12 protein-coding genes are annotated in these 12,717 nt (G+C 61.9%); 9 read left to right on the top strand and 3 right to left on the bottom strand.

Annotation, left to right across the window (positions count from 1 at the left end; all coding sequences use genetic code 11):
• Positions 1-3 precede the first annotated feature (3 nt).
• Genes ugpE through ugpB form a run of 3 tightly spaced genes read right to left on the bottom strand, consistent with a single transcriptional unit; the run spans position 4 to position 3,046 of the window.
• A complete protein-coding gene (gene ugpE, locus CCA01S_RS11945) occupies positions 4-846 on the bottom strand; it encodes a sn-glycerol-3-phosphate ABC transporter permease UgpE (protein ID WP_066458814.1) in 843 nt (280 codons plus the stop codon).
• A 1-nt stretch (position 847) separates the two neighbouring features.
• On the bottom strand, positions 848-1,729 hold the full coding sequence (gene ugpA, locus CCA01S_RS11940; protein WP_066458812.1) for a sn-glycerol-3-phosphate ABC transporter permease UgpA: 882 nt from the start codon (positions 1,727-1,729) through the stop codon (positions 848-850).
• Positions 1,730-1,732: 3 nt separating this feature from the next.
• Positions 1,733-3,046 carry a sn-glycerol-3-phosphate ABC transporter substrate-binding protein UgpB gene (gene ugpB / locus CCA01S_RS11935; RefSeq protein ID WP_066458810.1) on the bottom strand — a complete coding sequence of 438 codons (1,314 nt, stop codon included), beginning with the start codon at positions 3,044-3,046 and terminating at the stop codon, positions 1,733-1,735.
• A gap of 161 nt (positions 3,047-3,207) precedes the next feature.
• Between ugpB and proC the strand changes: the two genes are divergently transcribed.
• The 9 genes from proC to CCA01S_RS11890 all read left to right on the top strand — a co-directional run.
• On the top strand, positions 3,208-4,053 hold the full coding sequence (gene proC / locus CCA01S_RS11930; RefSeq protein WP_066458808.1) for a pyrroline-5-carboxylate reductase: 846 nt from the start codon (positions 3,208-3,210) through the stop codon (positions 4,051-4,053).
• 214 nt (positions 4,054-4,267) lie between these two features.
• A complete protein-coding gene (locus tag CCA01S_RS11925) occupies positions 4,268-5,386 on the top strand; it encodes a high-affinity branched-chain amino acid ABC transporter substrate-binding protein (RefSeq protein WP_066458806.1) in 1,119 nt (372 codons plus the stop codon).
• Positions 5,387-5,505: 119 nt separating this feature from the next.
• Entirely contained in the window at positions 5,506-6,435 is a 930-nt protein-coding gene (gene livH / locus CCA01S_RS11920) for a high-affinity branched-chain amino acid ABC transporter permease LivH (RefSeq protein WP_066458804.1), read from the top strand.
• Positions 6,435-7,658, top strand: a complete 1,224-nt coding sequence (locus CCA01S_RS11915) for a high-affinity branched-chain amino acid ABC transporter permease LivM (protein WP_066458802.1) — start codon at positions 6,435-6,437, stop codon at positions 7,656-7,658. Before livH ends, CCA01S_RS11915 begins: the two co-directional genes overlap by 1 nt.
• Positions 7,655-8,419, top strand: a complete 765-nt coding sequence (gene livG, locus CCA01S_RS11910) for a high-affinity branched-chain amino acid ABC transporter ATP-binding protein LivG (protein ID WP_066458797.1) — start codon at positions 7,655-7,657, stop codon at positions 8,417-8,419. Before CCA01S_RS11915 ends, livG begins: the two co-directional genes overlap by 4 nt.
• Before the next feature lie 2 nt (positions 8,420-8,421).
• A complete protein-coding gene (locus tag CCA01S_RS11905; protein WP_066458905.1) occupies positions 8,422-9,123 on the top strand; it encodes an ABC transporter ATP-binding protein in 702 nt (233 codons plus the stop codon).
• A gap of 291 nt (positions 9,124-9,414) precedes the next feature.
• A complete protein-coding gene (locus tag CCA01S_RS11900) occupies positions 9,415-10,749 on the top strand; it encodes a type II toxin-antitoxin system HipA family toxin (protein ID WP_066458795.1) in 1,335 nt (444 codons plus the stop codon).
• 21 nt (positions 10,750-10,770) lie between these two features.
• The gene (locus CCA01S_RS11895) at positions 10,771-11,091 is read left to right on the top strand and encodes a helix-turn-helix domain-containing protein (protein ID WP_066458793.1); all 321 of its coding nucleotides are present in this window, start codon (positions 10,771-10,773) and stop codon (positions 11,089-11,091) included.
• A gap of 182 nt (positions 11,092-11,273) precedes the next feature.
• On the top strand, positions 11,274-12,717 hold a 1,444-nt coding region (locus CCA01S_RS11890), incomplete at its 3' end, for a type I polyketide synthase (RefSeq protein ID WP_198150005.1).

The following is a 12,717-nucleotide window of genomic DNA, read 5'->3' as shown; positions in this document are numbered from 1 at the left end:
ATCCTATTTTTCGGTGTCTACGAGGCCCTTGACGAACCAGCGCTGCATCAAGATGACCACGGCCGCGGGCGGCACCATGGCCAGCAGGGCCGTGGCCATGACGAGGTTCCATTCGGTGACGCTGTCGCCGCCCGCGATCATGCGGCGGATGCCGACGACCACGGGGTACATATTCTCTTGTGTGGTGATGATGAGCGGCCACAGATATTGGTTCCAGCCGTAGATGAACTGGATGACGAACAGCGCGGCGATGCTGGTGCGCGACAGTGGCAGCAGGATGTCCTTGAAAAAGCGCATGGGCCCCGCGCCGTCGATGCGCGCGGCCTCGACGAGCTCGTCGGGCACGGTAAGAAAGAACTGGCGAAACAGGAAGGTGGCCGTGGCCGACGCGATGAGCGGCAGCGTAAGGCCCGCGTAGCTGTTGAGCATGCCCAGGTTCGCCACCACGGCGTACGTGGGTGCGATGCGCACCTCGACGGGCAGCATCAGGGTGACGAAAATCATCCAGAAGCACAGCATGCGCAGGGGAAAGCGGAAATACACCACGGCAAAGGCCGAGAGCATCGAAATGGCGATCTTGCCGATGGCGATGGCCAGCGCCATGAAGGTGCTGATCCAGAGCATCCGGCCCACGGGCGGTGTGTTGATGGCATTGCCCGTGAGCACGGCCCAGTAGTTGCCGAAGAAATGCGTGCCCGGCAGCAGCGACATGGGCGCCTGGGCGACTTCCTGGGCGGTCTGGGTCGAGGCGACGAAGGCCACGTAGAGGGGAAATGCGATCACCGCCACGCCGAGGATCAGGACGGCGTGCGAGAACAGATCGAGCAGGGGGCGGCGTTCAACCATCTCAGTAATTTACCTTGCGATCGACGTAGCGAAACTGGATGGCCGTCAGGGCGATGACGATGAGCATCAGGATGACGGATTGCGCCGCCGAAGAACCCAGATCCAGACCTTTGAAACCCGCGTTGTACACCTTGTAGACGAGGATGTCGGTGGCATGCCCGGGGCCGCCTTGCGTGACCACGTCGATGACCGCGAAGGTGTCGAAGAAAGCGTAGATGAAGTTGATGACCAGCAGAAAGAAGGTGGTGGGCGAGAGCAGCGGGAAGACGATCGTCCAGAAGCGCCGCGCGGGACCCGCGCCGTCGATCGCGGCGGCCTCGATGAGGGACTTTGGGATGGACTGCAGGCCCGCCAAAAAGAACAGGAAGTTGTAGGACACCTGTTTCCAGATCGAGGCAAAGACGATGAGCGCCATGGCGTCGCCGCCATCCAGGCGCGGGTTCCAGGCCAGGCCCAGGCGCATCATGCCCACCGCGAGGATACCCACTGAGGGCGAGAACAGGAACAGCCACAAGACCCCGGCCACGGCGGCGGCCACCGCGTATGGCCAGATGAGCAGGGTCTTGTAGACGGCCGCGCCGCGCACGACGCGGTCGGCCATGACGGCCAGCAGCAGGGAAATAGCCAGCCCGCCCGCAGCGACCAGGGCCGAGAACCAGGCCGTGGTGCGAAACGAGGCGAGGTATTCGGCGTTGGAGAACAGCTCGATGAAGTTGTCCAGCCCGACGAACTGTGACGCCAGGCCAAACGGGTCTTCCATGCGAAACGACTGCCACATTGCCTGCCCCGCCGGCCAGAAAAAGAACACCAGGGTGATGGCCAGCTGCGGCGCCAGCAACAGCCAGGGCAGGGTGCGGTGGCGGAAGACGACGCGTTTCTCCATGGCCTACTTGACGCTCTTCTGGAAGCGTGCGAGCAGGGCGTTGCCTTCGTCGGTCATTTTCTTCAGGCCCACGTCGGGGCTCATCTTGCCGGCGAAGACCTGTTCCATCGTACTGTCTTCGATGTCGCGGATTTGCGGCAGGAAGCCCAGGCGCACGCCACGGGAATTGACCGTGGTCTGGGCGTTGAGCTGCTGCACGGCGACTTCGGTGCCCGGGTTCTTTTCATAGAAGCCGGACTGCTTGGTGAGTTCGTAGCCGGCCTTGGTGACGGGAACGTAGCCCGTGCCCTGGTGCCAGGCCGCGGCCTGCTCGGGGCTGGCAAGGTACTTGAAGAAGCGGATGACCCCCTTGTAGGTATCGTCGCTCTTGCGCGAGAAGACCCACAGCGAGGCGCCGCCGATGATGGAGTTCTGCGGTGCGCCCTTGACGTCCGGGTAATAGGGAAGGGTAGAGGTGCCGAAGGCAAACTGCCCGTTTTTGATGATGGCGGCCCGCATGCCGCTCGATCCGGTGTACATGCCGCACTTGCCCGAGATGAACAGCGCATTGCCGGCATCGCCGCGTCCGCCGTAGGTGAATTCGCCCGCCTTGGCCATGTCGGCGAGGAAGCTCAGGTGCTTGTGAAACAGCGGGTTGCTGTCGAGCTGCAGGCGCGCGCCCAGGCCGCCGAAGCCGTTATCCAGTGACGCATAGGGAATGTTGTGCCAGGCGGCGAAGTTTTCCAGCAGCACCCAGGACGGCCAGGCGGTGGAATAGCCGCATTCCATGCCGGAGGCCCGCAGCTTCTTGGCGGCCTCGGCGACTTCGGGCCAGGTTTTGGGCGGAGTTTCGGGGTCGAGCCCGGCCTTCTTGAAAGCGTCTTTGTTGTAGTAGAGCACCGGCGTGGAGCTGTTGAAGGGCATCGAGACCAGCTTGCCGTCGGTGGAGGCGTAGTAGCCCGCCACCGCGCCGAGAAAGCCCGTGGGGTCGATGGGATCACCCACTTTTTCGGAGAGCAGCTGCACCGGCTGCACCGCCCCCTTGGCATACATCATGGTGGCCGTGCCGACCTCGAACACCTGCAGGATGTCGGGTGCGTTGCCCGCCCGGAAAGCGGCGATGCCGGCGTTCATGGATTCGCCGTAGGCCCCCTTGTAGACCGGGTGCACGACGTAGTCGGACTGGCTGGCGTTGAAGGCCTTGGCCATGGCATCGACCCGTTCGCCCAGCGGCCCTTCCATCGAGTGCCAGAACGTGATGTCGGTTGCCGCCTGCGCGACGCTGGCGCTGGCCAGCAAGGCGGCCAATACGGTCATGCGGGAAAGGGAGGATGCCATCCGTGTCTCCTGTGGGGTATGGGTGCCAGAGAACCAGGCGCAGCCTGACCCCTTGTCCGGGCCCGGCTGCCGAAGCGAAGGATTATAGGCACTTATTGTGGCAAACTCGGGTCAGGGCGGACAATCCGTAATTTCGAGAACGCACTCACACCGGGCTCTCCATGGCAAAGACTACGAACACTCAACTCTCCCTGGCCTTGATCGGCGGCGGCAACATGGCCAGCGCCCTGGCCAGTGGCCTGATCGGGCGGCGCTGCGCCGCCGCGGACATCCACGTCATCGACCACAACGCCGCGGCGCGCGAGCGCTGGGAAGCCCTCGGGGCGCACGCCGCGGCCGCCCCCGACGCGCGCCTGTCCGAGTGCCGGGTCTGGTTCTTCGCCGTCAAGCCCCAGGTGATGGCCGAGGTGGTACGGCAATGCCAGCCCTGGCTCAAGCCGGGCACGCTGGTCATCAGCATCGCCGCAGGCATCCCCAGCGCGGCCATCGCCCGCTGGCTGGGCGACGCGCAAGGCCCTTACACCCGCATCGTGCGCTGCATGCCCAATACCCCGGCCCTCATCGCCTGCGGCATGACGGGCATGACGGCCATGCCGGGGGTCGATGCGGACGACCACGCGCTGGCCGAGACCCTGCTGCGCGCGGTGGGCGAGGTGCTGTGGGTGCCTGACGACACGGCGATCGACGCCGTCACGGCCCTCTCGGGCAGCGGCCCGGCGTACGTCTTCCTGTTTCTCGAAGCGCTGATCGCGGCCGGCGTCCGCCAGGGGCTGGACGCCGAGCAGGCGCGCCAGCTGGCGCTGGCCACGTTTCATGGCGCCACGCAACTGGCCACCTTGTCGCCCGATACGCCTGCCGTGCTGCGCGAACGGGTCACCTCGAAAGGCGGCACCACCGCCGCCGCCCTGGCCGTGTTCGAACAGCGCGGCCTGGCCGCGATCATGGACGAAGCGGTGGCCGCCGCCGCGCGCCGCGCACACGAGCTGGCGCAGGAATTCTCCCGCTGAACCCGGGGCGGCGCCCACAACGTCGGTTGCCCGGTTCGCGCCGGGTAACAGGTGGTCATCAGGGATTAACCGTAGTGACACTCCGGGATCAAGCCGTCAGAATACGCCTGCCGCTCAGGGCGGAGAGCAATAAACCAAGGCTTGGCGTCCTGGCTTGAAGCACCCAACCGGGTGGCTTCTCCAGCCAGTGGCGCCTCTACCGGAGACATCTCGAATGAAGTTCAACTTGCGCATCACCCCCGTCGTGCTGGCGTTTGGCGCTCTGGCGCTTGCAACCGGCGCCCAGGCCGATACTCTGAAGATTGGCATTCCGCAGCCCATGACCGGTCCCAATACCCAGTACGGTGACCAAATCCAGGCCGGCGCGCTCACCGCCATCGATGCGCTCAATGCCGCGGGCGGCATCAAGGGCATGAAGCTCGAACCCCTGCTCATCGACGACGGCTGCGAGCCCAAGCAGGCCGTGCCGGCGGCCAACCGCGTGGTCAACTCGGGCGCCAAGTTCGCCGTGGCCCACGCCTGCTCGGGCACCACGGTGCCCGCCGTCAACGTCTACGAACAGGAAGGCATCGTCGCCATTACCCCGGGCGCCACTTCGCCACTGGTCACCGATACCATCAAGCCGCACTTCTTCTTCCGCACCATCGGGCGCGACGACCAGCAAGGCCCGTTTGCCGCCGACTACATCGTCAAGCAGCTCAAGCCCAAGAAAATCGCCATCCTGCACGACAAGCAGACCTACGGCTCGGGCGTGGCCACCCAGGTGCAGAAAACGCTTGAAAAAGACGGCGCCAACGTCGCGCTCTTCGAGGGCATCAACGTGGGCGACAGCGATTATTCCGCCGTCATCTCCAAGCTCAAGGCCCTGGGCCCCGACCTCATCTATTTTGGCGGCTACCACCCCGAACTGGGCCTGCTGCTGCGCCAGGCGCGCGAACAAGGCCTCGACACCCAGTTCATGGGGCCTGAAGGCGTCGCCAACAAAGACCTCGTGGCCATCGCCGGCCCCGCCGTCGACAAGCTGCTGGTCACGCTGCCCGCCGACTTCACCAAGATGAAGGGCAACGAGCAGATTCTTGAAAACTTCAAGAAATACAATCGCAGCCCCGATGGCGCCTTCACCATGCCGGCCTATGCCGCCATGCAGGTGCTGGCCGACAGCATCAACGCCGTGGGCACCGACCCGGCCAAGGTGGCCGACTACATGCACTCGCACAGCTTCAAGACAGGCATCGGCCAGGTGGACTACGATGCCAAGGGTGACCTCAAGCATTTCGAGTTCGCCGTCTATCGCTGGGATGCCAACGGCAACATGACTCAAATCCAGCCCTAACGAGGCTTGGCAGGCCCCGGCACACGCCGGGGCCGTCTCTTCCAGCGGGAAGTCTGGTAAATTGCCAAACCCTGTTACCAGGGTTCCCGCCCTGTCTTTACTTTGTCAGTGCCGCCATTATGTCCGACTTGCTTCCTCTATTGACGCAACAGCTGTTTAACGGTCTGTCGCTCGGTGCCATTTATGCGCTCATCGCCATTGGCTACACCATGGTTTACGGCATCATCGGCATGATCAACTTCGCCCATGGCGAAATCTACATGATCGGTGCCTATGTCGGCCTCGTCACCCTGTCGGCCATCGGGCTCAACAGTGGTCTGCCGCTGCCGGTCATGATCCTGATCATGCTGATCATGGCCATCCTGGTCACGGCCGTTTACGGCTACGCCGTTGAAAAAGTGGCCTACGCGCCGCTGCGCAACAGTCCGCGGCTGGTGCCGCTGATTTCCGCCATCGGCATGTCCATCTTCCTGCAAAACTGGGTGGCCACCGGGCAGGGCGCGCGCGACATGGCCGTGCCCGCCATGATCAGCGGCGCGGTCGATTTCACCATCGGCAGCAGCGATTTCACGGTGACCGCACCGTATTCGCGCATCCTCATCATCGTGGTCACCGTGCTGATGATGCTGGGGCTTACGCTGTTCATCAAGTATTCGCGCACGGGTCAGGCCTCGCGCGCCTGCTCGCAAGACCTGCACATGGCCAATCTGCTGGGCATCGACACCAGCCGCATCATTTCGTTCACCTTCATGATCGGTGCCATGATGGCTGCCGTAGGGGGGGTGCTCATCGCCCTGGCCATCGGCAAGCTCAACCCCTTCATCGGCTTCATCGCCGGCATCAAGGCCTTCACGGCGGCGGTGCTGGGGGGCATTGGCAGCATTCCGGGGGCCATGCTGGGCGGGGTGCTGCTGGGGCTGGCCGAAACCTTCGCGGCGGCCTTCATTTCATCGCAATACAAGGACATCGTGGCGTTCCTGCTGCTGGTCTTCATTCTGATGTTCCGTCCCACGGGGCTTCTGGGTAAACCTGAGGTAGAAAAGGTTTAATGATGCAGAATGTCAAAAATTCACTGATCGCCGCCGTTCTGGCGGGGGTCATCATCGCGCCGGTCTATGGCCTGCAAATCCTGCGCAAGGGTCAGGAAACCTACCTGCAACCCGACTGGAAGATGATCATCGGCGGCATGCTGGCCGTCTTCCTCATCCAGATGCTGCGTCCGTTGCTCAAGCGCAAATCGGGGGCGCCCACGCGCCTGAAGCTGCCGGCGTTTTCCGACAAGACCCGGCACAAGGCCATCATCGTGCTGATTCTGTTCGCCCTGGTCTGGCCGTTTTTCACGGGCCGGGCGCAGGTGGACATCGCCACGCTGGTGCTCATCTACGTGATGCTGGGCCTGGGCCTGAACATCGTCGTGGGCTTTGCCGGTCTGCTCGACCTCGGTTTCGTGGGTTTCTACGCCACGGGCGCCTATACCTACGCGCTGCTGTACCACTGGGCGGGCTGGGGCTTCTGGCAGGCGCTGCCGTTTGCCGGGCTGATGTCGGCCTTCTTCGGCTTCATCCTGGGCTTTCCGGTGCTGCGGCTGCGCGGCGACTACCTCGCCATCGTCACGCTGGGCTTTGGTGAAATCATCCGCCTGCTGCTCATCAATCTGTACAGCTTCACCGGTGGCCCGGACGGCATTTCCGGCATTCCCAAGCCGTCGTTCTTCGGCTACCAGATGGTGCGCCGCACGACGGACGGTTCGCCCACCTTCCACGAGCTGATGGGCTGGTCGTTCAACAGCCAAGACGTGGTCATCTACCTGTACCTGATGGCCTTCGTATTGGTGCTCTTCACCCTGTACTTCACCAGCCGGCTCATCCGCATGCCCATCGGTCGCGCCTGGGAGGCCTTGCGCGAAGACGAGATCGCCTGCCGTTCGCTGGGCCTGAACCCGCGCAACATCAAGCTCTCGGCCTTTACCATGGGGGCCATGTTCGCCGGCTTTGGCGGGGCGTTCTTCGCCGCCCGCCAGGGGCTGGTGAACCCCGAATCCTTCACCTTCATCGAATCGGCCCTGATCCTGGCCATCGTGGTGCTGGGCGGCATGGGCTCGCAGCTGGGGGTGATTCTGGCCGCCGTGCTGCTCACGGTGGTGCCCGAGATCGCCCGTGAATTCGCCCAGTATCGCATGCTGATTTTCGGCCTGGTGATGGTGGTAATGATGGTCTGGCGTCCGCAAGGATTGCTGCCGGTGAAACGTCCGCAAGTGGAATTGGAATCATGAGTGAAGCATTACTGACCGTCAGCGGGCTCACCATGCGCTTTGGCGGCCTGCTGGCCGTCGATCAGGTCGAGTTCGAAGTACGCAAAAACGAAGTGTTCGCCATCATCGGGCCCAACGGCGCGGGCAAGACCACGGTGTTCAACTGCGTGGGGGGCTTCTACAAGCCCACCACGGGCGCCATCGTGATGGGCAACAAGCCCATCACGGGCCTGCCCAGCCACAAGGTGGCGCGCCACGGTCTGGTGCGCACCTTCCAAAACGTGCGCCTGTTCAAGAACCTCACCGTGCTTGAAAACCTGCTGGTTGCCCAGCACACGCACATGGAAACCGGGCTGCTGCAAGGCTTGCTGAAGCTGCCGTCGTTCCGCCATTCCGAGGCCAATGCCAAGAAGCAGGCCGTGCAGTGGCTCGACTTCATGGGCATCCGCGAATACGCCAACCGCGAAGCCGGTAACCTGGCCTACGGGCACCAGCGGCGCCTGGAGATCGCCCGCTGCATGATCACGCAGCCGCGCCTGCTGATGCTCGACGAGCCCGCCGCCGGCCTCAACCCCCAGGAAAAGCGCGAACTGCAGGCGCTCATCGACCAGCTGCGCCGCGAATACGGCGTGGCGGTGCTGCTCATCGAGCACGACATGAGCCTGGTCATGGGGGTGTCCGATCGCATCCTGGTCATGGAACACGGCAAGCCCATCATCACGGGGCTGCCGCAGGAGGTCCGCACGGATCCCCGCGTCATCAAAGCTTATCTGGGGGAATGACCGTGCTCAAGCTCGAGAACGTCAGTACGTTTTATGGCGCCATCCAGGCGCTCAACGAGGTCTCGGTCGAGGTCAATCAGGGCGAGATCGTCACCCTGATCGGCGCCAACGGGGCGGGAAAGACCACCTTGCTCATGACGGTCTGCGGCAACCCACGCGCGCGTTCGGGCAAGATCAGCTTTCTGGGCGAAGACATCACCGAAGCTCCCACGCACAACGTCATGCAGCGCGGCATCGCCATCTCGCCCGAGGGACGGCGCGTGTTCCCTGACCTGACCGTGGCCGAAAACCTCAACATGGGCGCGTTCTTCCTGAACAAAGTGCAAACCGAAGAAAGCATGCAGCACATCTTCGACCTGTTCCCCCGCCTGAAAGAGCGCGCCAACCAGCGCGCGGGCACGATGTCGGGGGGCGAACAGCAGATGCTGGCCATCGGGCGGGCGCTCATGACGCGCCCCAAGCTGCTGCTGCTCGACGAACCCACGCTGGGCCTGGCCCCGCTCATCATCGCGCAGATCTTCGACATCATCCGCACCATCCGCGACGAAGGCATCACGGTATTCCTGGTCGAACAGAACGCCAACAAGGCGCTGCAAGTCGCCGACCGCGGCTACGTGCTGGAAACCGGCAAGGTGGTGCTGGCCGACACCGGCGCCAACCTGCTGAGCAACGACGAAGTCCGCAAAGCGTATCTGGGGGGATGAAACAGGACAGAAAAGGGGCCCTGCGGCCCCTTTTCCGCCTGTTTCATCGGAGCGGCCTGCAAGCCGCGAGGTGGATGAGATCGGACGTAGAAGGAGCCCTGCGGCTCCTTCTACGCCTATCGAATCGGAGCGGCCTGCAGGCCGCGACGTGGAGAGATGCGACAAACCAAGAACAACCCCGCCGCTCCAGTCCCGTCCAAATACCCTATCCGCTTTATAAAGTTAAATTAAATTGACATTAGCTATAGTTTTTGATAAATAGTTAGTTATATTTAACATTCAGAGATCAACATGGCGATCTCAATCCATCAGCTCAAAAATGCCTGCCGAGAGATCGAGGTGTTCGTCGAGCAAACTCCGGTTGGTACTCTCACGAAGTCTGGCGACCATTTTGCTTTCACCTATCGAAAGGGGATCGACCCGTCGCTCGCCGTTTCGCTGTTGATGCCCGTCAGGGTCGAGTCATACCGCACACGGCGACCAGGCGTTTTGTTGCCCGCGTTCGACATGAACCTTCCTGAGGGGGAGCATCGCAGGGTTCTGACCGCAAGGTATTCAAAGCTGGTTGTCGATTTCAACGATTTGGCGCTTCTGTTTTTGGTAGGAAGAACGACCATTGGTCGAGTCACCTTCGGCGCACCTCAAACTGACAAGGCAGGAACACTTGAGCTTGATGCCTTGATGTCCAGCCGCTCCGCCGAGGAGCTTCTGAACGCGCTGTACCGAAGTGATGCGGCATTTTCTGCCATTTCCGGCATGCAGCCCAAAGTGCTTGCTCGCCTCAACGAAGCTGATGTGCAGAAGTTCAGCGACGACAGGGCGCCCGGGCAGAACCTTCGTTTGACGCTGAGAACGGATGACATCGTCGTCAAGGCGAGTCCAAGCGACAAGCCTTGGCTCGCTGCCAACGAGTTTTATTGCCTGAGGGCCGCCAAGTTGGCAGGGCTTGTCGTGCCAGAGACCCGTTTGTTCAGAGACGGGCAGGTGCTGCTTGTCGAACGGTTCGACAGGGCTGAAACTAGCACAAACGGGCTATCAGGGCTTGCTTCAGAGGACTTTTGTTCGCTCAATGCCTTCACATCAAGTTACAAATACACTTCATCTTATGAGCGCGTCGTCTCGACGCTAAAACGGTGGATAGTGCCCGAGGCGTCGGATGAGCAAATGCGGAGGCTTTTTAAGTCGATTGCCTTGTCTTGTGCTGTCCGGAATGGCGATGCCCATCTGAAAAACTTCACTCTGCTGTACTGCCCGCAAGAGGGGGCTGCCTTGGAACCGCGGGTGATCAGAGCGACGCTATCGCCGACGTACGACGTTTGCACGACCAACGCCTATCTTTCAGAAGACATGTTGGCGCTCGATCTCTTGGGTTCAAAGAAGTATCCTGCCAGGCAAAAACTGACAGACTTTGGGGTAAGAATTTGCAATTTGCCGCTTAAAACTATCGAGGTGGCGCTGGCCGAGGTCAGCTGCGGCGTCAGGCGCGCGCTTGACGAGCTGCGCCTCTACGCTGAAAACAACCCGCGCTTCATGGGTACGGTCGGCCAGCCGATGATCAAATGTTGGCAGGCCGGTCTCGCGTCTATCGATACCGGGCGGTCTGGCAGCCTCCCTTCGCGGGGATAGGCGGACAAGGGATAGGCGGTCATGGATCTTTTACAAATCGGAGCGCTGGTGCGTAAACTGCGCATCGAGCGAGGACTGACGCTTGAACAGCTGGCGTCGCGATGTTCGATCACCCGGCAGACACTGGCTGCGTTTGAGCGTGGGTCGGCCGCTGATATCGGCTTTCGGAAGGTCGTGCGTATTGTCAATGCCTTGGGTTTGACGATTGACGTCAAGCGGCAAGAAGGCGGGCTCCCGACCCTGGACGACATGTACGACCTGAACGAACAGGAAGACCGGGAGCGGGAGGAAGCATTTTTGAAAGAGGCTAGAAAGATACGCAGACCGATGCGGGAGCGTTGATAAGTCAGTGACAATGGTAATTATTAATTACATTTTGGCGTAATCTAGGGTTAATACTGTATACTGCCAACCTTTCCAGGTTTTGAGCCTAGACAGTGCGGGTGTTTGTCGCCTCACTCAAGCCTTTCTGCGCGCTTGCTGATCGTGTCACAGCACGGCGGTAGCGTGCCCAAACGTCTCTTATGCCTCATACAAAAAAACGGAATGAAGACCCCCAGCCGGGCGGTTCAGCGTCAGACAGCACCTTCAAAAGCAGTTTCAGCCGTACCGTACCAGACGATGCCATCGCCATCGTCGGCATGGCCTTCCGGTTTCCGGGCGATTGTGCAGACAAGGAAACCTTCTGGCAGGCACTCAAAGACAAACAAGACCTCGTTACACAAATCCCCGAAGATCGCTGGGCGGTAGACGAGCTGCAGCATCCCAAACGCGCAGAGCCTGGGCGCAGCATTACGTTTGCCGCAGGCGTGCTGTCTCGCATCGATGAGTTCGACGCCGAGTTTTTCGGCATCTCCCCCCGCGAGGCCGCCTGGCTGGATCCACAGCAACGCCTGTTGCTGGAGCTGTCCTGGGAGGCTATGGAAAACGCGGGCGTGGTGCCTTCCAGCCTGGCGGGGTCGGATTGCGGCGTTTATCTGGGCATTGCCGGCCTGGACTACGGCACCCGCGGCCTGGACGACCTGTCCAGCCTGTCGGCCAACGTCATGACGGGCAACACGCTCAGCGTGGCGGCCAACCGCCTGTCCTACGTCTACGACTTGCGCGGGCCGTCGATGGCATTGGATACCGCCTGCTCGTCTTCTCTGGTGGCATTGCACCACGCCTGTCAGGCGGTGCGCGTCGGCGAGGCCTCGTGCGCCCTGGTCGGCGGCGTCAATCTGCTGCTGCACCCGTACCCCTTTGTCGGCTTCACGAAAGCCTCGATGCTTTCGGCCAGCGGGCGTTGCCGTCCGTTTGATGGGGCGGGCGATGGCTACGTGCGTGCCGAGGGCGGCGCAGTCTTGCTCATCAAACCCTACGCCCAGGCCGTGGCCGCTGGTGACACCATCGAGGCTGTCATTCTGGCAACGGGAGTCAATGCCGATGGAGCCCGCAAGACCGGGATCACCATCCCCAGCAGCGAAGGGCAGGCCGATTTGATGCGGACGGTGCTGGCTCGCAGCGGCCTGAGCGCAAGCGAGGTCGATTTCGTCGAGGCGCACGGCACCGGCACGGCAGTGGGCGATCCGATTGAAGCCCACGCCATCGGTCAAGTGTATGGGCACGAACGCCAGCAGGCCTTGCCCATTGGGTCGATCAAAGCGAACCTGGGTCACATGGAAGCCGCCGCCGGCATGGCGGGCCTGGTGAAAACAGTGCTGGCCTTGCAGCATCAAGCCTTGCCAGGCTTGGTTCACCTGGAAAACCCCAACCCGCGCATTGATTTTCAAGCCCTGAATCTGGCCTTGCCTACCGAGTACACGGCGCTTCCTGCAACGGGCCGACCACTGGTGGCTGGCGTCAATTCTTTTGGTTTTGGCGGCGCCAACGCACACGTATTGCTGCAAGCAAGCAAGCAAGCAAGCAAGCAAGCAAGCAAGCAAGCAAGCAAGCAAGCAAGCAAGCAAGCAAGCAAGCAAGCAAGCA

It is taken from the genome of Castellaniella caeni NBRC 101664 (assembly GCF_001592225.1).
In the GTDB taxonomy this organism is placed as follows: Bacteria; Pseudomonadota; Gammaproteobacteria; order Burkholderiales; family Burkholderiaceae_B; genus Castellaniella; species Castellaniella caeni.
The sequence above is the reverse complement of the archived record's forward strand: the minus strand, read 5'-3'. Positions and strand labels throughout refer to the sequence as shown.